This is a genomic window from Pseudomonas sp. BN607 (assembly GCF_029871175.1).
In the GTDB taxonomy this organism is placed as follows: Bacteria; Pseudomonadota; Gammaproteobacteria; order Pseudomonadales; family Pseudomonadaceae; genus Aquipseudomonas.
This window is the reverse complement of the sequence record NZ_SSOE01000042.1, coordinates 1-18,381: the sequence shown is the minus strand read 5'-3', so window position 1 is coordinate 18,381 and position 18,381 is coordinate 1. Positions and strand designations below refer to the sequence as shown.

The 18,381-nt window shown below is 62.1% G+C and carries 18 protein-coding genes; 11 read left to right on the top strand and 7 right to left on the bottom strand.

Annotation, left to right across the window (positions count from 1 at the left end; all coding sequences use genetic code 11):
• Nucleotides 1–21 precede the first annotated feature (21 nt).
• A complete protein-coding gene (gene tauA / locus E8E68_RS11070; protein ID WP_280341333.1) occupies nucleotides 22–993 on the bottom strand; it encodes a taurine ABC transporter substrate-binding protein in 972 nt (323 codons plus the stop codon).
• 533 nt (nucleotides 994–1,526) lie between these two features.
• On the opposite strand from tauA, the gene E8E68_RS11065 reads away from it, so the two are divergent.
• The 8 genes from E8E68_RS11065 (at nucleotide 1,527) to E8E68_RS11030 (ending at nucleotide 8,614) form a co-directional block, all read left to right on the top strand.
• Nucleotides 1,527–2,861: an OprD family porin gene (locus E8E68_RS11065; protein ID WP_266033290.1), complete on the top strand. Its 1,335-nt coding sequence runs from the start codon at nucleotides 1,527–1,529 to the stop codon at nucleotides 2,859–2,861.
• A 165-nt stretch (nucleotides 2,862–3,026) separates the two neighbouring features.
• Nucleotides 3,027–3,665 carry a peroxiredoxin gene (locus E8E68_RS11060; RefSeq protein ID WP_016497546.1) on the top strand — a complete coding sequence of 213 codons (639 nt, stop codon included), beginning with the start codon at nucleotides 3,027–3,029 and terminating at the stop codon, nucleotides 3,663–3,665.
• A 219-nt stretch (nucleotides 3,666–3,884) separates the two neighbouring features.
• Nucleotides 3,885–4,478 (top strand): NADPH-dependent FMN reductase, encoded by a 594-nt coding sequence (ssuE, locus tag E8E68_RS11055; protein ID WP_016484398.1) that lies wholly within the window; start codon nucleotides 3,885–3,887, stop codon nucleotides 4,476–4,478.
• A gap of 85 nt (nucleotides 4,479–4,563) precedes the next feature.
• Nucleotides 4,564–5,529, top strand: a complete 966-nt coding sequence (locus E8E68_RS11050; RefSeq protein WP_266033284.1) for a sulfonate ABC transporter substrate-binding protein — start codon at nucleotides 4,564–4,566, stop codon at nucleotides 5,527–5,529.
• Between the two features lie 60 nt (nucleotides 5,530–5,589).
• Nucleotides 5,590–6,738, top strand: coding sequence for an FMNH2-dependent alkanesulfonate monooxygenase (ssuD, locus tag E8E68_RS11045; RefSeq protein WP_280341326.1), 1,149 nt, complete (start codon nucleotides 5,590–5,592; stop codon nucleotides 6,736–6,738).
• 10 nt (nucleotides 6,739–6,748) lie between these two features.
• Nucleotides 6,749–7,546, top strand: a complete 798-nt coding sequence (gene ssuC / locus E8E68_RS11040) for an aliphatic sulfonate ABC transporter permease SsuC (protein WP_280341322.1) — start codon at nucleotides 6,749–6,751, stop codon at nucleotides 7,544–7,546.
• Nucleotides 7,543–8,355 carry an aliphatic sulfonates ABC transporter ATP-binding protein gene (ssuB, locus tag E8E68_RS11035; RefSeq protein ID WP_266033275.1) on the top strand — a complete coding sequence of 271 codons (813 nt, stop codon included), beginning with the start codon at nucleotides 7,543–7,545 and terminating at the stop codon, nucleotides 8,353–8,355. Before ssuC ends, ssuB begins: the two co-directional genes overlap by 4 nt.
• 43 nt (nucleotides 8,356–8,398) lie before the next feature.
• Nucleotides 8,399–8,614: a molybdopterin-binding protein gene (locus E8E68_RS11030; RefSeq protein WP_003255829.1), complete on the top strand. Its 216-nt coding sequence runs from the start codon at nucleotides 8,399–8,401 to the stop codon at nucleotides 8,612–8,614.
• 142 nt (nucleotides 8,615–8,756) lie between these two features.
• Here E8E68_RS11030 and E8E68_RS11025 read toward each other — a convergent pair whose 3' ends face one another.
• The 4 genes from E8E68_RS11025 to E8E68_RS11010 all read right to left on the bottom strand — a co-directional run bounded on the left by E8E68_RS11025 (nucleotide 8,757) and on the right by E8E68_RS11010 (nucleotide 13,827).
• Nucleotides 8,757–9,389, bottom strand: coding sequence for a TetR/AcrR family transcriptional regulator (locus tag E8E68_RS11025; protein WP_110744817.1), 633 nt, complete (start codon nucleotides 9,387–9,389; stop codon nucleotides 8,757–8,759).
• Nucleotides 9,389–10,966, bottom strand: coding sequence for a glutamate--cysteine ligase (gene gshA, locus E8E68_RS11020; RefSeq protein ID WP_280341315.1), 1,578 nt, complete (start codon nucleotides 10,964–10,966; stop codon nucleotides 9,389–9,391). Before gshA ends, E8E68_RS11025 begins: the two co-directional genes overlap by 1 nt.
• A gap of 153 nt (nucleotides 10,967–11,119) precedes the next feature.
• On the bottom strand, nucleotides 11,120–11,503 hold the full coding sequence (locus tag E8E68_RS11015; protein ID WP_266033269.1) for a PaaI family thioesterase: 384 nt from the start codon (nucleotides 11,501–11,503) through the stop codon (nucleotides 11,120–11,122).
• Nucleotides 11,503–13,827: a Tex family protein gene (locus E8E68_RS11010; RefSeq protein ID WP_266033266.1), complete on the bottom strand. Its 2,325-nt coding sequence runs from the start codon at nucleotides 13,825–13,827 to the stop codon at nucleotides 11,503–11,505. Before E8E68_RS11010 ends, E8E68_RS11015 begins: the two co-directional genes overlap by 1 nt.
• A 217-nt stretch (nucleotides 13,828–14,044) precedes the next feature.
• On the opposite strand from E8E68_RS11010, the gene ompR reads away from it, so the two are divergent.
• Together ompR and E8E68_RS11000 are read left to right on the top strand one after the other, a co-directional pair.
• Nucleotides 14,045–14,785, top strand: coding sequence for a two-component system response regulator OmpR (ompR, locus tag E8E68_RS11005; protein WP_110744814.1), 741 nt, complete (start codon nucleotides 14,045–14,047; stop codon nucleotides 14,783–14,785).
• Between the two features lie 13 nt (nucleotides 14,786–14,798).
• Nucleotides 14,799–16,112: an ATP-binding protein gene (locus tag E8E68_RS11000; RefSeq protein WP_110744813.1), complete on the top strand. Its 1,314-nt coding sequence runs from the start codon at nucleotides 14,799–14,801 to the stop codon at nucleotides 16,110–16,112.
• A 115-nt stretch (nucleotides 16,113–16,227) separates the two neighbouring features.
• On the opposite strand, the gene rimK is transcribed toward E8E68_RS11000, so the two are convergent.
• Both rimK and E8E68_RS10990 read right to left on the bottom strand, forming a co-directional pair.
• Entirely contained in the window at nucleotides 16,228–17,133 is a 906-nt protein-coding gene (gene rimK / locus E8E68_RS10995; RefSeq protein WP_012316721.1) for a 30S ribosomal protein S6--L-glutamate ligase, read from the bottom strand.
• Nucleotides 17,130–17,612 (bottom strand): ATP-dependent zinc protease, encoded by a 483-nt coding sequence (locus E8E68_RS10990; RefSeq protein ID WP_041166351.1) that lies wholly within the window; start codon nucleotides 17,610–17,612, stop codon nucleotides 17,130–17,132. Before E8E68_RS10990 ends, rimK begins: the two co-directional genes overlap by 4 nt.
• Before the next feature lie 109 nt (nucleotides 17,613–17,721).
• Here E8E68_RS10990 and E8E68_RS10985 point away from each other — a divergent pair, with 109 nt between their 5' ends.
• A complete protein-coding gene (locus E8E68_RS10985; RefSeq protein WP_110744812.1) occupies nucleotides 17,722–18,123 on the top strand; it encodes a S4 domain-containing protein in 402 nt (133 codons plus the stop codon).
• The last annotated feature ends 258 nt before the right edge of the window (nucleotides 18,124–18,381 follow it).

The following is an 18,381-nucleotide window of genomic DNA, read 5'->3' as shown; positions in this document are numbered from 1 at the left end:
GCGGGCTCCGGTTGTGCAGGCTTAGTTGGGGAGGTACTGGGCGCTGACGTATGGCGAGTAGTCCAGCAGTACCGCGTCGACCTTGCCCTGTTGCTTGAGGAAGGTCGCGGTGTCGGTCAGTGCCTGGGTGGTTGGCGCACCCAAGGCGCTGGCCTGGTCGGCAGCCAGCGGGTAGACGTTACCCTGCAGCAGTACCGGGATGTCGGCAGGCTTGGCGCCGGACAGCTTGGCCAACTTGGTCACGTTGTCGGGGTTGGCCAGCCACGCTTTCGGGTCCTTGCGGTAGTCGGCATAGGCATCGAGGGTCACTTTGGCGAAGGCCTTGACCACATCGGGGTGTTTGGCGGCGAAGTCCTTGCGCACGATCCACGCATCGAAGGTCGGCGCGCCTTTGGCGGCCAGCTCACCAGAGGTGATCAGCACCTTGCCGTTTTCCTTGGCCACGCCCAGGGCCGGGTCCCAGACGTAGGTTGCATCGATGTCTCCGCGCTTCCAGGCAGCAATGATGGCTGGGGGGGCGAGGTTGAGGATTTGCACCTTGGACGGATCGATGTTCCAGCTTTTCAGGGCTGCCAGCAGGCTGTAGTGGCCGGTGGACACGAACGGCACGGCGACTTTCTTGCCGATCAGGTCTTGTGGGGTCTTGACGCTGTCGCGGGCGACCAGTGCTTCGCCGGCGCCAATCTGCGTGGCGATCAGAAAGGTTTCGACCGGCAGTTTGCGGGTGGCAGCGGCGGCCAGCGGGCTGGAGCCGAGGTAGCCGATCTGTACGTCACCGCTGGCCACGGCGGTGATCACGTCGGCGCCGTTGTCGAACTTGCGCCAGTCGATGCTGGCCTTGCTGGCCTTCTCGTAGTCGCCATCGACCTGCGCCACCTTGGCTGGATCGACCGTGGTCTGGTAGGCGACTGTCAGGTCTGCAGCCTGGGCCAGCCAGCTGGTGCCGGCGAGGGTCAGGGCGGCGAACAGGCGCAGCGGGGCATGCGGGATCATGGTGAACCTCTCGTCAGGCAATCTGGGTAATGGATGACGAGCAGGCTAAATGATCTAAGAAATCAAAAATAAATAACTTTTTCGAATTAGCTTAGGAGGCAAAGGCCTTAGGGGGCAGGCCATCCAGCAAGCTCCATGCCGGGCAGCACATGGGGTCGCAATCTGGGCCAATGGCGAAACCCGCACAACCTGCAAAGGTTTTCGCTCCTATAGAACCATACGGAATTAGGTTATAAGCAAACGTTTGCAAATAACCCATGGTTATGAAAAGGTGGCCCCGCTACAACGAATGGCAGTAAAGGTTCCTAACATATTCCTTAAAAATCTTACAAATTCATAAAACGGTCATTTTGGATTTATAGGATTGTCATTATCCTGTAGCGCAGGTGGCGTCTTAGACCAAAGTCGTGAAACGTTTAGAAACGATTGACTTAATGGTCACGCTTTGGGACTTAATCGCCAATCCACGGTGAGCGGGGCAGAAGACCCTGCCGCCAGAGATACACAAGAATTAGAACGTAGAGGAGCAAAACATGTACAAGTCCAGCCTGGCTCTGGCCGTGGCATTGGGGGTTCTCGCCCAACAAGCAGGCGCTGCCGGTTTCGTTGAAGACAGCAAACTGTCGCTCAGCTCGCGCACCATGTACTTCAACGATGACAACCGCGAAAGCGGTATCGACCAGAAAGAAAGTGGGCAGGGTTTCAAGCTCGACTACCTGTCTGGTTTCACCCAAGGCACCGTAGGCTTTGGTGTTGACGTTCAAGCGCTGTGGGGCATTCACCTGGATGGTGGCCGTGGTAGCCGTCCAGATGCCAACAACACGTTCTTCCCGAGTGACTCCGATGGTTCGGCAGTCCACAACTGGGCACGCATTGGCGGTAATGCCAAGGCTCGCTTCTCCAAAACCGAGGTCCACTACGGTAGCGCCCTGGCGCCTATGCTGCCGATCCTGGTCTCCAACGATGGTCGTCTGCTGCCACAGACCTTCGAGGGTGGCACTCTCCAGTCGAAGGAAATCGACAACCTGACCATCAACGCGGGTCAACTGACCCACGCCATGGGTCGTGCTTCGAGCAACCGTACCGGTCTCTCCGTTTCTGGCGCCTTCCGGGACAGCAACAAGTTCCAGTTCGCCGGCGGTGATTACAAGCTCACTCCAGACCTGACCCTGCAGTACTACTACTCGAACCTGGAAGACTTCTACAAGCAGCACTTCCTGGGTGCGACTCACGTATTCAAGATCGCCGACAACCAGTCGTTCAAGACTGACCTGCGCTACTTCGACAGCAGCAGCGATGGCAAGAATGGCCAGACTGGTTATGCCTTCGACAACAACGGTGGCTATGCGAAGAACTCGGGCGAGGTCGACAACAAGACCTGGAGCGCCATGTTCACCTACACCCTGGGTGGCCACGCGCTGATGCTCGGTCACCAGCAAGTGGGTGATGATGGTGGTTTCGTCTGGCTGAACCAAGGTAGCGTTCGTAAAGACGGTTCCACTTCCTCTGTGGAAGGCAACGGCGGCGCGAGCTTCTACCTGTTCACCGATAGCATGATCAACCAGTTTGCCCGTGCGGGTGAGAATACGACCTTTGGTCAGTACTCCTATGACTTTGCGGCTCTGGGTGTTCCAGGCCTGAAGGCTTCGGTGGCCTACCTGCGTGGTGACGATGTTCGCAACAAGTCCGGTGACGGCAGCTACAACGAATGGGAACGTGACGCCCGCGTCGACTACACCCTTCAGGAAGGCGCTCTCAAAGGCCTGGGCTTCAGCCTGCGTCAAGGCGTCTACCGTGGTAGCGGCGAAAGCGCCCTGGACAAAGACCAGACTCGCTTCATCGTGAACTACACTTACAGCTTCCTGTAATTCGTAATCACAGAGAAAGCCTCGCTTACAGCGAGGCTTTTTTGTGCCTCTAGATTGGTATGCATTATAGTTATAAATAAATTGTTATTCATTCTTTTTGTTTTTAACCGATTGCAGGCACATTGAACCCATACGGTACAGAACCCAGCCAAGGAGCCGCAGCCCATGAGCCTCAAACTCGGCGATATCGCCCCCGATTTCGAACAGGATTCCAGCGAAGGCAAGATCCGCTTCCACGAGTGGCTGGGCAACAGCTGGGGGGTGTTGTTTTCCCACCCGGCCGACTTCACGCCGGTGTGCACCACCGAGCTGGGCCTGACTGCCAAGCTGAAGGACGATTTCGCCAAGCGCGGGGTCAAGGCCATCGCCCTGTCGGTGGACCCGGTCGACTCGCACCACAAGTGGATCGAGGACATCAACGAGACCCAGAACACTGTGGTCAACTTCCCGATCATTGCCGACGCTGACCGCAAGGTGTCCGACCTGTACGACCTGATCCATCCGAACGCCAGCGACACCCTGACCGTGCGCTCGCTGTTCGTCATCGACCCAAACAAGAAAGTGCGCCTGACCATTACCTACCCGGCCAGTACCGGGCGCAATTTCAATGAGATTCTGCGGGTGATCGACTCGCTGCAGTTGACCGACAACCACAAGGTCGCCACGCCAGGTAACTGGCAGGACGGCGACGAGGTGGTGATCGTGCCTTCGCTCAAGGATGAGGAGGAGATCAAGCAGCGCTTCCCCAAAGGTTACCGGGCGGTCAAACCCTATCTGCGCCTGACCCCTCAGCCCAATCGTTAATGGATTCCTCGTTGCATTGCTCTTAGCCAAGCAGGGATTTTCGGGCCGTTTCGACGGCCCTTTTTTATGCCTGCCAAAAACCTGTGGTAGCCGGCGCGCCCGCGAAGAGGCCCTAATGGTTAAAGACGTTAATGGAATAAACAAATGAAAAAATATGATTTCTAGATATATGTAGCAGCTGTTAATGTCACCTCCAACAGAACACAAGGAAGCGCAGCAATGCTGGTCGTCTCAATCGGTGGTAGCCCAAGTCTCCGTTCACGCTCCGGCGTGCTGCTCGAGCGTTCGCGCCAGTGGCTGCAGGACCGCGGCGTTGAAGTGGTGACGTTCCAGGTGCGTGACTTTCCCGCCGAAGACCTGCTGCATGCCCGTTTCGACAGCCCGCATGTGCAGCACTTTCAACAGCTGGTAGCCCAGGCTGATGGCCTGATCGTCTCCACCCCGGTGTACAAGGCTTCGTTTGCCGGTGCCCTGAAAACCTTGCTGGACCTGCTGCCCGAGCGCGCCTTGGCACACAAGATCGTATTGCCAATCGCCACCGGTGGCAGCATCGCCCACATGTTGGCGGTGGATTACGCATTGAAGCCGGTGCTGTCGGCCCTGAAGGCACAAGAGACCCTGCAAGGGATCTTTGCCGACGACAGCCAGGTGGCTTACGCAGAAGGCACAAAGCCCGCGCAGTTGGTACAGGCGCTGGAAGAACGCCTGCACGACTCGCTGGAAACTTTCCACGTTGCCCTGGCCCGTCGACCGCGCCCGGTGGCCCCCGGCGTATTGAACGAACGCCTGATCAGCGCCCGCTGGAGCATCTGAACGGCACTACCCGCTTCACCACCTTACTCGCCCGACAACGAGGCAAGCAGGTGCAACCCGAACCTCATTCGCACAGGAGAGCGCCATGCGCACAGTCTTCTTGCGTCGTGGTCTGGTCGCCCTGTTTGCGGCGGCTGTGTCCTTCGGCGCCATTACCCAAGCCCAGGCCGAAAGCCTGCGTATCGGTTATCAGAAATACGGCACCCTGGTGCTGCTCAAGGCCAAGGGCTCGCTGGAGAAACGCCTGGCCGAGCAGGGCGTGCAGGTGCAGTGGACCGAATTCCCCGGTGGCCCGCAGCTGCTTGAAGGGCTGAACGTCGGGTCCATCGATTTTGGTGTCACCGGCGAGACCCCTCCTGTGTTCGCCCAGGCCGCTGGCGCCGACCTCCTCTATGTGGCTTACGAGCCGCCAGCGCCGCACAGCGAAGCGATCCTGGTGCCCAAGGGCTCGCCGATCCAGTCGGTGAAGGACCTCAAGGGGAAAAAGGTCGTCCTCAACAAAGGCTCCAACGTGCACTACCTGCTGGTCCGCGCCTTGGAAGACGCCGGCCTCAAGTACAGCGACATCCAGCCTGTCTACCTGCCACCTGCCGACGCCCGCGCCGCCTTCGAACGCGGCAGCGTGGATGCCTGGGTGATCTGGGACCCGTACCAGGCCGCCGCCGAGCAGCAGCTCCAAGCGCGCACCCTGCGTGACGGCAAGGGCCTGGTCGACAACCACCAGTTCTACCTCGCCACCCGCAACTATGCGACACAGCACCCAGCGGTGATCAACACCGTGATCGAAGAAGTGCGCGCCGTGGGTGAGTGGTCCCAGGCCAACCCGCAGGAAGTGACCGACCAGGTTGCCCCGCTGCTCGGCCTGCCTGCCGACATCACCTTGACCTCGGTCAAACGCCAAGGCTACGGCGCTGCGCCGCTGACCCCCGACGTGGTGGCCGCGCAGCAGAAAATCGCCGACACGTTCCAGGCGCTGAAGCTTATTCCCAAGCCGCTGAGCATCAAGGACGTGATCTGGACACCCCCGGCCAAGGTCGCCAGCGCGCCTTGATTGATTCGCCTGTGCCGGGGCGCCGCCCCGGCCTGAGCCACCCTTGAGGAGACAACTCCAATGAGCCTTAACATTTTCTGGTTCCTCCCAACCCATGGTGACGGCAAGTACCTGGGCACTTCCGACGGCGCACGTGCGGTCGATCACGGTTACCTGCAGCAGATCGCGCAGGCTGCCGACCGCCTGGGTTTTGGTGGAGTGTTGATCCCGACCGGGCGCTCCTGCGAGGACTCCTGGCTGGTGGCCGCGTCGCTGATTCCCGTGACTCAGCGCCTGAAATTCCTGGTTGCTTTGCGCCCGGGCATCATTTCGCCAACCGTGGCAGCACGCCAGGCGGCAACCCTCGATCGCCTGTCCAATGGCCGCGCGTTGTTCAACTTGGTAACCGGCGGTGACCCGGACGAGCTCGCCGGCGACGGTCTGCACCTGAACCACCAGGAGCGCTACGAGGCCTCGGTCGAGTTCACCCGCATCTGGCGTAAGGTGCTGGAAGGCGAAAACGTGGATTACGAGGGCAAACACATTCAGGTGAAGGGCGCCAAGCTGCTCTACCCACCGATCCAGCAGCCACGTCCTCCGCTGTATTTCGGCGGTTCGTCCGAGGCCGCCCAGGACCTGGCTGCCGAACAGGTCGAGTTGTACCTGACCTGGGGCGAGCCACCGGCCGCTGTAGCCGAAAAAATCGCCCAGGTGCGCGAAAAAGCTGCCGCTCAAGGCCGCGAAGTACGCTTCGGTATCCGCCTGCACGTAATCGTGCGGGAAACCAACGAAGAAGCCTGGGCTGCTGCTGACCGCCTGATCTCGCACCTGGACGATGACACCATTTCCCGCGCCCAGGCTTCGCTGGCGCGCTTTGATTCGGTAGGCCAGCAGCGTATGGCTGCCCTGCACGGCGGCAACCGCGACAACCTTGAAGTCAGCCCCAACCTGTGGGCAGGTGTTGGCCTGGTACGGGGCGGCGCGGGTACCGCGCTGGTGGGCGACGGCCCTACCGTGGCAGCACGGGTGAAGGAATATGCCGACTTGGGCATAGATACCTTCATCTTCTCGGGTTATCCACACCTGGAAGAGTCTTACCGCGTGGCGGAGCTGCTGTTCCCGCACCTTGATGTGCAGCGCCCGGAGCAGCCGAAAAGCGGTGGGTATGTAAGCCCGTTCGGCGAGATGGTGGCCAACGACATCCTGCCCAAGTCCGTGTCGCAGAGCTGAGGGCCGGGCCATGAGTCGTTCTACTTCCTCCAACCTTACCCAGCGCCTTGCGCCGTGGGCGCTGCCGGTGCTGCTGTTGGCAGCCTGGCAGCTGGCGGTCAGCGCCGGCTGGCTGTCGACGCGTATCCTGCCGGCGCCCAGTGCAGTCGTCAGTGCTGGCGTCGAACTGGTCCGCAGCGGCGAGATCTGGACGCACCTGGCCATCAGTGGCTGGCGGGCCGGGCTGGGCTTCGTCATCGGTGGCAGCATCGGCCTTGTGCTCGGCTTCATCACGGGCCTTTCGAACTGGGGTGAACGCCTGCTCGACAGCTCGGTGCAGATGATCCGCAACGTGCCGCACCTGGCGCTGATCCCGCTGGTAATCCTGTGGTTCGGTATCGACGAGTCGGCAAAGATCTTCCTGGTCGCGCTGGGCACGTTGTTCCCGATTTATCTGAACACCTACCACGGCATCCGCAACGTCGACCCGGCGTTGGTGGAAATGGCCCGCAGCTATGGCTTGTCTGGCTTCAGCCTGTTTCGCCAGGTGATCCTGCCGGGGGCGCTGCCGTCGATCCTGGTGGGTGTGCGCTTTGCCCTGGGTTTCATGTGGCTGACCCTGATCGTCGCCGAAACCATATCGGCCAATGCCGGCATCGGTTACCTGGCGATGAACGCTCGCGAGTTCCTGCAGACCGATGTGGTGGTGCTCGCCATCGTGCTGTACGCCGTGCTCGGTAAGCTCGCCGACCTCGCCGCTCGCGGCCTGGAGCGTGTGTGGCTGCGCTGGCACCCCGCCTATCAAGTTGCCAGGAAGGAGGGCGCATGACCGTGCTCAAGGAACAGCCGCCACGCCTGCTGCGTGGCATCCCGCTGGCCTCCAACGGCCTGCGCAAGACTTTTGGCCAGCGCGAAGTGTTGAAGGGTATCGACCTGCACATTCCGGCCGGCCAGTTCGTTGCCATCGTTGGCCGCAGCGGCTGCGGCAAGAGCACCTTGTTGCGGTTGCTGGCCGGGCTCGACCAGCCCACTGCCGGACAACTGCTGGCCGGTGCTGCGCCGCTGGACGAGGCCCGTGAAGAAACCCGCCTGATGTTCCAGGACGCACGACTGCTGCCGTGGAAGAAAGTGATCGACAACGTTGGTCTTGGTCTGTCTGGCGACTGGCGCCCACGTGCGCTGGATGCCTTGGAGGCGGTCGGCCTGGCCGACCGTGCCCAGGAATGGCCGGCAGCATTGTCTGGCGGCCAGAAGCAGCGTGTGGCGTTGGCGCGGGCGCTCATCCACCAGCCCCGCCTGCTGCTGCTGGACGAGCCGCTCGGCGCGCTGGATGCCCTGACCCGTATCGAGATGCAGCAACTGATCGAGCGGCTGTGGCGTGAACACGGCTTCACCGTGTTGCTGGTTACCCACGATGTCAGCGAGGCGGTTGCCGTGGCTGATCGGGTAATCCTGATCGAGGACGGCGAAGTCGGGCTCGACCTCACTGTCGACCTGGCACGGCCCCGGGCGCGTGGTTCGCACCGCCTGGCCGCGCTGGAAAGCGAAGTACTCAACCGTGTTCTGTCGGCCCCGGGCGCCGCGCCCGAGCCGGATCCTGTAGCGCCTTTGCCCACGCAACTGCGTTGGGCGCACTGAATGACTCACTTACCAGACTGAAGCCAAGAGAAGGAAGCAAATCATGACCATCAAAGCCATCAACGTTCGCAACCAGTTCAAAGGCACCGTGAAAGAAATCCTTGAAGGCCCGGTACTGTCGGAAATCGACGTGCAGACCGCCTCTGGCATCGTGACTTCGGTCATCACCACCCGCTCCGTGCGTGAGCTGGAGCTGCAGGTGGGCAGTGAAGTGATTGCCTTTGTGAAGTCGACTGAAGTGTCTATCGCCAAGCTGTGATGCGTTTGCTCGATATTGGGGCTGCCTTGCAGCCCTTCGCGGGCACGCCCGCTCCCACAGGTACTTCGCAAGCTGCAGCGTGTGCACGGGCCCTGTGGGAGCGGGCGTGCCCGCGAAGGGCCGCAAAGCGGCCCCAAATTTCTCAGCTGGAACGCTTGGCCAGAAACGGCGGCAGGTACAACCCCAGATACGCTTCGAACACCCGCTTGCCTTCCTCGGCCATGCGTGGGGTGATCGCTTCATGCAACTGCACCGACCGCGCATACACCCGGTCGCTCAGCTCCATGGCCAAGGCAAATACATCCACATCCAGCGGCATCACCGGCAAGTGAAAATGCTGGTCGAACAACTTGTACATCAAGTCGCCCAGTTCCATATCGTGCTGCCGGTCGGCCTGCACTACTTCGCTCAGCCCATGCTGCGCCAGAATCAACTGCCGCGCCGCCGCATCTTCATTGTAGATATCCAGCATGCGCTGCTCGATCAGCCGGGACAGCTCATGCCACGTGCTGAACGCGCGGTTGTCGATCGGTGCGCTCAATGCTTCACGGAAAGCCCGGTGGACATCGGCGGTTAACGCCTCAAGCAACGCCGGCACGCTGGCGAAGAAGTGGTACACCGACGACGGTGGAATCTGCGCACGCTCGGCAACGCTGTATATCGACAGCCCCGCCACCCCCAGCTCGGCCAGCAGCTCGCGGGCGGCGGCCAGAATCGCCTCGATCCTGGCCTGGCTGCTGGCGCGTGGCTTGCGCGGGGTGGCGGTACGCGTCATCAGTTGCTGATCGCCAGGATGCTGGCCTGGTAGGCACCGACGAACAGGTCGAAGTCACCGACTTCTTCCTGTTCCAGCTCGGACTGCTTGGCCAGCGACTCGCGGGCCAGCGTTTCGTATGCCTGTTGCTGTTCGTGGCTCAGTGGCTGCTCGCGGAACGTGTCGGCGTGTATACGGCTCTGACGCAGCGAGAACTTCACGAAGCTTTCGTCATGCTCGGTCATGCGTGCCAGTACCTGTGCCGAAGGCGTCAGCGAGGCGTCATCGACCTTGGCCTGCTGAGCATCCAGGGCGTTGGCATGCTCATCACCGCCTTGAGCCTGGTCGAGCAGGTTGGCCAATTGCCGAATGCGCTCTAGCAGCTCGCTGGCCCATTCTTTCAGGCCGACTGGTTGGCCATTGCGCTGCAGCTCCAGGCCAGGGCGACGGCCTTCCTTGACCACGGTCAGGAAGTTGCTGGTGCACTGGCCGCACTCGCCGTTGTCCAGTTGCGGGCTGTCGTCCAGGGCGCAGAACAGCAGGAACGCGTCGAGGAAGCGCGCCTCGGTGAGGTCGATGCCTACCGGCAGGAACGGGTTGATGTCCAGGCAGCGCACTTCCACGTACTGCACGCCCCGCGAGGTCAGGGCCTGGATCGGCCGCTCGCCGGTGTAGGTGACGCGCTTGGGGCGGATGTTCGAGTAGTACTCGTTTTCGATCTGCAGAATGTTGGTGTTCAGCTGTACCCACTCGCCGTCGACGTGCGTGCCTACTTCAACGTAAGGCGGGTAGGGCGTGCCCACCGCCTTGCGCAGGCTGTCGGTGTAGCTGGCCAGGTTGTTGTAGCACGGCGTCAGGCCGGCCTGGGCATTGCTCTGGTAGCCCAGGTCGCTCATGCGCAGGCTGGTGGCGTAGGGCAGGTACAGGGTTTCGGCATCCAGCTCTTCCAGCTGGTGCGGTCGGCCACGCAGGAAACCTTTGTCCAGGGCCGGCGAAGCGCCGAACAGGTACATCAGCAGCCAACTGTAGCGGCGGAAATTGCGGATCAGCGCAATGTAGGCCGACGACTGGTAGTCGCGGTCATTCTCGCTGCTGCCTTCGGCGGCGCGCAGCAGCGGCCACAGCGCTTCGGGCAGCGAGAAGTTGTAATGGATACCGGCGATGCACTGCATGGTGCGGCCGTAACGCAGGGCCAGGCCCTTGCGGTAGACGTGCTTGAGCTTGCCGATGTTCGAGGTGCCGTACTCGGCTATCGGGATGTCCTCCTCGGCCGGCAGTGTGCATGGCATCGATGGGCTCCACAGGTATTCGTCGCCGAGCTTGCTGTAGACGAAACGGTGGGTCTGTTCGAGGCTTTCGAGCACCTTGGCCGGGTCGGCCAATGCCGGGGTGATGAACTCCAGCAGCGACTCGGAATAGTCGGTGGTGATCTGCTCGTTGGTCAGGGCCGATCCCAGTGCTTCCGGGTGCGGGGTCTGGGCCAGGCGACCTTCATCGGTCACGCGCAGGCATTCGCGCTCAATACCGTGCAGGCACTGCTTGAGCAGGGGAAGATTGGCGCCGAGCAGGCTCAGGCGGCGGTTGAGGAGTTCGCTCAAGATGTATTCCTTCACGCGTCAGTCGCCCCAATATGGGGGTAGAGATAACGGTCTACAAGGGTAGGAAGAAAGGAACTGGCGTTGTCGCCTGGTTTACGCGGATCCAGCAGTGCCAGCGCACTGCTGAAAATACCGCAGATACTGCTTGGTGAGCTAGAGAACCGCGAAGGTTCCTTGCGCTTTGGCCACCAGCTTGTCGCCCTGGACTACGTCGGCGTCGACCACCAACGTGCGCCGCCCGGCATGCAGCACCCGGGCTGTGCACAGCACTTCGCCGTCGCTGACGGCGCGCATGTAGTTGATCTTGCACTCGATGGTGACGCTTTGCTGGTCAAAGCCATGGCTGGCCGAGCAGGCCAGGCCCATGGCGATGTCCACCAGGCTGAAGATCGCCCCGCCGTGCAGCTTCTGGCCACGGTTACGCAACTGTGGCTCAACCGCCAGGGCTACCTCGGCAACGCCTGTTTCCAGGCGTTGCAGGCGGCAGCCGAGTAGCTGACTGAAGGCGCTTTCGACGTATTCGCGTGGTACGTCCATCACTTCTTCTTCAGCTGCTTGGCGTTGGCGAACAGCGAGGCCATGGCATTGTTGGCCGGCGCGGCCGTGGCGGTTTCACGCTGGCGCGGTGCCTGCTGCTGGCGGTTGCCGCCATTGCCGCGGTTACCGCCGCGGTTGCCTTCGACCTTCTCGCCCGGGGTGTCGCCCATGCGCATGGACAGGCCGACGCGCTTGCGCGGGATGTCCACTTCCATGACCTTGACCTTGACCACGTCACCTGCCTTGACCGCTTCACGGGGGTCCTTGATGAACTTCTCCGACAGCGCCGAAATGTGCACCAGGCCGTCCTGATGCACGCCGATGTCGACGAAGGCCCCGAAGTTGGTCACGTTGGTCACCACGCCCTCGAGGATCATGCCCGGTTCCAGGTCCTTGAGGTCTTCGACGCCGTCCTGGAAGGTAGCGGTCTTGAACTCGGGGCGTGGGTCGCGGCCGGGCTTGTCCAGCTCCTGCAGGATGTCGGTAACGGTCGGCAGGCCGAAGGTTTCGTCAGTGAACTTCTTCGGGTCGAGGCGCTTGAGGAAGCTGCTGTCGCCGATCAGCGAGCGGATGTCACGGTCGGTGCCGGCGGCGATGCGTTGCACCAACGGGTAGGCCTCGGGGTGAACTGCCGAGGCGTCCAGCGGGTTGTCGCCGTTCATCACGCGCAGGAAACCGGCGGCCTGTTCGAACGTTTTTTCACCCAGGCGGCTGACTTTTTTCAGCGCTGCACGGGTGGCGAACGGGCCATTGGCGTCACGGTGGGCGACAATGTTCTGTGCCAGCGTGGCGTTAAGGCCAGAGATGCGTGTCAGCAGCGCTACCGAGGCGGTGTTCACATCCACGCCCACGGCGTTTACACAGTCCTCGACCACAGCGTCCAGGCCGCGCGCCAGTTTCAGTTGCGACACGTCGTGCTGGTACTGGCCGACCCCAATGGATTTCGGGTCGATCTTCACCAGTTCGGCCAGCGGGTCTTGCAAGCGGCGGGCAATCGACACGGCACCCCGGATCGATACGTCCAGGTCCGGGAACTCGCGGGCGGCCAGTTCCGATGCGGAGTACACCGAAGCGCCGGCTTCAGAGACCATGATCTTGGTGATTTTCAGTGCTGGATACTTTTTGACCAGTTCGGCCACCAGCTTGTCGCTCTCGCGGCTGGCGGTGCCATTGCCGATAGCAATCAGCTCCACCGAGTGCTTGGCGCACAGCGCGGCCATGATCGAGAGGGTGCGGTCCCAGTCGTTTTTCGGCGCGTGCGGGTAGACCGTGGTGTGGTCCAGCAGCTTGCCAGTGGCGTCGACCACGGCGATCTTGCAGCCGGTGCGCAGGCCCGGGTCGAAGCCCAGGGTGGCGCGCGGGCCGGCCGGTGCGGCCAGCAGCAGGTCGTGCAGGTTGTGGGCGAACACGTTGATCGCCTCGGCTTCGGCATTGTCGCGCAGCTCGCCGAACAGGTCGGTCTCAAGGTGAGTGTACAGCTTGACCTTCCAGGTCCAGCGCACTACCTCGCCGAGCCACTTGTCGGCCGGACGGTTACGGTTTTCGATGCCGACGTGGGTGCCGATCATCAGCTCGCATGGGTGCAGGGTGCCGGGCAGCTCTTCGCCAACCTTCAACGAGGCGCTCAGCACGCCTTCGTTGCGCCCGCGGAAAATCGCCAGGGCGCGGTGCGACGGAGCGCTGCGCAGCAGTTCGTCATGGGCGAAGTAGTCTCGGAACTTGGCGCCTTCCTCTTCCTTGCCTGCCACCACACGGGCGCTGAGCACGGCTTCCTGCTTGAGGAAGCTGCGCAGCTTGTCGAGCAGTGCGGCGTCCTCGGCGAAGCGCTCCATGAGAATGTACTTGGCGCCTTCCAGTGCGGCCTTGACGTCGGCCACGCCTTTTTCGGCGTCGACGAAGCGCGCCGCTTCGCTTTCCGGGGTCAGGCCCGGGTCGTTGAACAGGCCGTCTGCCAGCTCGCCGAGGCCGGCCTCCAGGGCAATCTGGCCCTTGGTGCGACGCTTCTGTTTGTACGGCAGGTACAGGTCTTCGAGGCGGGTCTTGGTGTCGGCCAGCTTGATCTCGCGGGCGAGCTCAGGGGTTAGCTTGCCCTGTTCCTCGATGCTGGACAGGATGCTGGCGCGGCGCTCGTCGAGTTCGCGCAGGTAGCGCAGGCGCTCTTCCAGATGGCGCAGCTGGGTGTCGTCCAGGCTACCGGTCACTTCCTTGCGGTAACGGGCGATGAAAGGCACGGTCGAGCCTTCGTCCAACAGGCCCACGGCCGCCTCGACCTGCTGGGGGCGTACGCCCAGTTCCTCGGCGATACGGCTGTTGATGCTGTCCATGTAAACCACCTGACATTTGTGAATACGGGGGTCGCCTGTGGGCTTTTCGCCCGGCGGCGCTGGATGAAAGCCGCGCATTATACCCATCGCAAACGGCTTGCGGTGATGGCGCCCGGCCAGTCGGAACTGGCGCCTGGGGAAAAATCTGCTAACAATGCTCACGGCACGCGTTGCAATGGCTACGCCATAATGCGCGGCGATATCAGAGGAGTTATTCATGACCGGCACCGCAAACACCGCTGAAGGTGACAAGATTCTCATCGTCGACGACGATCCAGGGCTGAGCAGCCTGCTGGAGCGTTTCTTCACCAGCAAGGGCTACCGTGCCCGCGCGGTGCCCAACACCGAACAGATGGACCGCCTGCTGTCGCGGGAGGTGTTCAACCTGGTGGTGCTCGACCTGATGCTGCCGGGCGAGGATGGCCTGTCCGCATGCAAACGCCTGCGCCAGCAGAACAACCAGATCCCGATCATCATGCTGACCGCCAAGGGCGACGAGCTCAGCCGCATCAAGGGTCTGGAGCTGGGCGCCGACGATTACCTGGGCAAGCCGTTCAACCCGGACGAGCTGATGGCTCGGGTCAAGGCCGTGCTGCGCCGCCAGGCACCAAGCGTGCCGGGTGCACCGGGCAGCGAAGACGAGTCGGTCACCTTTGGCGACTACGAGCTGTCGCTGGCAACCCGTGAACTGAAACGTGGGGACGAAGTGCATATGCTCACCACCGGTGAGTTCGCCGTGCTCAAGGCGCTGGTAATGCACGCCCGCGAACCGCTGACCCGCGACAAGCTGATGAACCTGGCCCGTGGCCGTGAATGGGATGCGCTGGAGCGCTCAATCGACGTGCAGATTTCGCGCTTGCGTCGCATGATCGAGCCAGACCCGTCCAAGCCACGTTACATTCAGACCGTGTGGGGCGTGGGCTACGTGTTCGTGCCGGACGGCAACGCCGGAAAGTGATGCCTGACCGTCGATGAAAACACCGCTCTGGTTTCCGCAAAGTTTCTTCGCCCGCACCTTGTGGCTGGTGTTGATCGTCGTCCTGTTCTCCAAGGCCCTGACGCTGGTCTACCTGCTGATGAACGAGGACGTACTGGTCGACCGTCAGTACAGCCATGGCGTGGCGCTGACCTTGCGCGCCTATTGGGCTGCCGACGAAGAAAACCGCGACAAGATCGCCGAGGCGGCAGGCCTTATCCGCGTGACCGGCTCAGGTGTGCCCGAAGGTGAGCAGCACTGGCCCTACAGCGAAATCTACCAGCGGCAGATGCAGGCCGAGCTGGGTGAGGACACCGAGGTGCGGTTGCGCATTCATGCGCCGCCGGCGTTGTGGGTCAATGCGCCAAGCCTCGGCCCGGGATGGTTGAAGGTGCCGCTTTACCCGCACCCGTTGCGGGGGCAGAAGATCTGGAACGTGCTGGGCTGGTTCCTGGCCATCGGCCTGTTGTCCACAGCCTCGGCTTGGATTTTCGTTCGCCAGCTGAACCAGCCGCTCAAGCGGCTGGTGTTTGCTGCCCGCCAGCTGGGCCAGGGGCGCAGTGTGCGCCTGCCGATCAGCGACACACCCAGCGAAATGACCGAGGTGTACAAGGCCTTCAACCAGATGGCCGAAGACGTCGAGCAGGCCGGGCGGGAGCGCGAGCTGATGCTGGCCGGGGTTTCCCACGACCTGCGCACGCCGCTGACGCGCCTGCGCCTGTCGCTGTCGTTGCTGAACAGCGACAGCGACTTGAGTGACGACATGGTCCGCGATATCGAGGACATGGATGCGATCCTCGACCAGTTCCTGGCGTTCATCCGCGATGGCCGCGACGAGCCGGTGGAGGAGGTCGACCTGGCTGACCTGGTGCGTGAAGTCGTAGCGCCGTACAACCAGCCGCAAGAGCGTGTGCGCCTGTGTCTGGAGCCGATTCCGCCGTTCCCTCTGCGGCGGGTATCGCTCAAGCGCATGTTGGGTAACCTGATCGGCAACGCCCTGCATCATGCCGGCAAGGGGGTCGAAGTGGCTGCCTATGTGTCGGGTGACGAGAGCGCACCTTACGTGGTGCTGAGCGTGCTGGACCGTGGCACCGGGATCGACGAGTCGGAGCTGGAGACCATCTTCAATCCGTTCATTCGTGGGGACCGGGCGCGAGGCGGCAAGGGTACCGGGCTGGGGCTGGCGATCGTCAAGCGGATCGCGGCACAGCATGGCGGGAACGTGGAGCTGCGTAACCGGTCTGGCGGGGGTATCGAGGCGCGGGTGCGTTTGCCGCTGGGGCTTTTGCTGCCGCGTAACGCAGTGTGAGGCTCACTGGCCTCTTCGCGGCTCAAGCCGCTCCCACAGGGTTAGCGCAGCCTCCGGGCTTGTGCAGTACCTGTGGGAGCGGCTTTGGCCGCGAAGAGGCCGGCACAGGCTTACCTCAGCCCTTACCCTTGGTCCGGGTCTGATTAGGCCCGCCATTCTTCTCAAGGTGCTCGATGATCATCCCGGCGACGTTCTTGCCGGTGGTCACCTCTATCCCTTCCAGCCCCGGCGACGAGTTCACCTCCATCACCAATGGCCCATGGTTGGACCGCAGGATATCCACACCCGCAACACTCAACCCCATCACCTTGGCCGCCCGGATTGCGGTAATCCGTTCCTCTGGGGTGATCTTGATCAGGCTTGCAACGCCCCCACGGTGCAGGTTGGAGCGGAACTCGCCCGGCTTGGCCTGGCGCTTCATCGAGGCAATCACCTTGTCTCCTACAACGAAGCAGCGGATGTCCGCACCGCCGGCCTCCTTGATGTACTCCTGAACCATGATGTTCTGCTTCAGGCCCATGAACGCCTCGATCACGGACTCGGCTGCCTGGGTTGTTTCGCACAGCACGACGCCGATGCCTTGGGTGCCTTCCAGAACCTTGATCACCAACGGAGCGCCGTTGACCATCTGGATCAGGTCGGGGATGTCGTCTGGCGAGTGGGCAAAGCCGGTGATCGGCAGGCCTATACCGCGTCGTGACAACAGCTGCAGCGAACGCAGCTTGTCGCGTGAGCGGGCAATGGCCACTGATTCGTTGAGCGGGTACACACCCATCATTTCGAACTGGCGCAGTACCGCGCACCCATAAAATGTCACCGATGCGCCGATACGCGGGATGACTGCGTCGAAGCCTTCCAGCGGCTTGCCGCGGTAATGGATCTGCGGCTTGTGGCTCGCAATGTTCATGTAGGCCCGCAGGGTATCGATCACCACCATTTCGTGGCCACGCTGGGTACCGGCTTCGACCAGGCGGCGGGTGGAATACAGACGCGGATTGCGCGACAGCACAGCGATCTTCATGCAGCACCTGTGACAGGAGAGAGAGTGGCCGGAAAGGCCGGTTTGTCTTGTACGTATTTCAGGCCGGGGTTGACTACAAGTTGGCCGTGAATCAGCGCCTTGGAGCCGAGCAGCAGGCGGTACCGCATGTTCTTGCGGCAGGCCAGGGTGAATTCGACCTCCCACACACCATCGCCCAGCGCCAACGAGGTGCGGATGACATAACGGGTCTGCGCCTGGCCGTTGGAGCTCTTGATGGTTTTCATGGTCACCAGCGGCGCCTCGCACCGCCTGTGGCGCAACTGCACCACCGAGCCCAGGTGTGCGGTAAAACGCACCCACGGCTGGCCATCGCGCTCGAACGGTTCCACCTCGGTGGCGTGCAGGCTGGAGGTGCTGGCACCGGTGTCGATCTTGGCGCGTAACCCAGCCACGCCAAGGTCGGGCAGGGCGACCCACTCGCGCAGGCCAATCACAGTCAAATGGTCAAATGTCTTCACTAAGCACACCCTGCGAATGAGGTGGTGAACTGTAAGCATGGCGGGGACTTTTTGCATCCGTATGTGAAGGTAGTACAGTTCGATGAAAGACAGAATCCGAGGTAACGGGATGGCACAAAAAGCCGAAGACGATGACAAGGTTCGCCTGGACAAGTGGCTGTGGGCCGCGCGCTTCTACAAGACGCGAGCGCTGGCCAAGGCGGCGATCGAGAGCGGCAAGGTGCACTGCCGGGGCGAGCGTTGCAAGCCGGGCAAGGAGCCGCGGGTGGGCGACGAATTTGTGCTGCGTACGGGGTTCGATGAACGCACGGTGGTGGTGAAGGCGTTGTCGGTTGTACGACGCGGGGCGCCGGAGGCGCAGACGTTGTATGAAGAGACCGCAGAAAGTGTGCGGCGCCGGGAGCAGGCGGCGGAAATGCGCAAGGCGGGGGCCATGGGGGTGACTACCGATGGGCGGCCGACCAAGAAGCAGCGGCGGCAGATTCACCAGTTGCATGGGAGCTATGACTAGCCTGGGCCGCTTTGCGGCCCATCGCGACACAAGGCCTCCCACATGGATCGCGCTAGATTCTAGAAACTGAGCAAAACAGTTGTTTCCCCAGGTACTGCATCAGCCTCAAGCCTGCGGGGGTACCTGTGGGAGCGGGCTTGTCCCGCGAAGAATCCAACACGGTGCATGGCACGGGGTTCGCCCGTGTTCGCGGGACAAGCCCGCTCCCACAGGGGATCGCGCTAGATTCCAGAAATTGAGCAAGCCAGTTGTTTCCCC

What these genes read in the sequence shown, in the direction of transcription:
- tauA (WP_280341333.1), bottom strand. Translation starts at nt 993, where the DNA reads ATGATCCCGCATGCCCCGCTGCGCCTGTTCGCCGCCCTGACCCTCGCC.
- E8E68_RS11065 (WP_266033290.1), top strand. Translation starts at nt 1,527, where the DNA reads ATGTACAAGTCCAGCCTGGCTCTGGCCGTGGCATTGGGGGTTCTCGCC.
- E8E68_RS11060 (WP_016497546.1), top strand. Translation starts at nt 3,027, where the DNA reads ATGAGCCTCAAACTCGGCGATATCGCCCCCGATTTCGAACAGGATTCC.
- ssuE (WP_016484398.1), top strand. Translation starts at nt 3,885, where the DNA reads ATGCTGGTCGTCTCAATCGGTGGTAGCCCAAGTCTCCGTTCACGCTCC.
- E8E68_RS11050 (WP_266033284.1), top strand. Translation starts at nt 4,564, where the DNA reads ATGCGCACAGTCTTCTTGCGTCGTGGTCTGGTCGCCCTGTTTGCGGCG.
- ssuD (WP_280341326.1), top strand. Translation starts at nt 5,590, where the DNA reads ATGAGCCTTAACATTTTCTGGTTCCTCCCAACCCATGGTGACGGCAAG.
- ssuC (WP_280341322.1), top strand. Translation starts at nt 6,749, where the DNA reads ATGAGTCGTTCTACTTCCTCCAACCTTACCCAGCGCCTTGCGCCGTGG.
- ssuB (WP_266033275.1), top strand. Translation starts at nt 7,543, where the DNA reads ATGACCGTGCTCAAGGAACAGCCGCCACGCCTGCTGCGTGGCATCCCG.
- E8E68_RS11030 (WP_003255829.1), top strand. Translation starts at nt 8,399, where the DNA reads ATGACCATCAAAGCCATCAACGTTCGCAACCAGTTCAAAGGCACCGTG.
- E8E68_RS11025 (WP_110744817.1), bottom strand. Translation starts at nt 9,389, where the DNA reads ATGACGCGTACCGCCACCCCGCGCAAGCCACGCGCCAGCAGCCAGGCC.
- E8E68_RS11015 (WP_266033269.1), bottom strand. Translation starts at nt 11,503, where the DNA reads ATGGACGTACCACGCGAATACGTCGAAAGCGCCTTCAGTCAGCTACTC.
- E8E68_RS11010 (WP_266033266.1), bottom strand. Translation starts at nt 13,827, where the DNA reads ATGGACAGCATCAACAGCCGTATCGCCGAGGAACTGGGCGTACGCCCC.
- ompR (WP_110744814.1), top strand. Translation starts at nt 14,045, where the DNA reads ATGACCGGCACCGCAAACACCGCTGAAGGTGACAAGATTCTCATCGTC.
- E8E68_RS11000 (WP_110744813.1), top strand. Translation starts at nt 14,799, where the DNA reads ATGAAAACACCGCTCTGGTTTCCGCAAAGTTTCTTCGCCCGCACCTTG.
- rimK (WP_012316721.1), bottom strand. Translation starts at nt 17,133, where the DNA reads ATGAAGATCGCTGTGCTGTCGCGCAATCCGCGTCTGTATTCCACCCGC.
- E8E68_RS10985 (WP_110744812.1), top strand. Translation starts at nt 17,722, where the DNA reads ATGGCACAAAAAGCCGAAGACGATGACAAGGTTCGCCTGGACAAGTGG.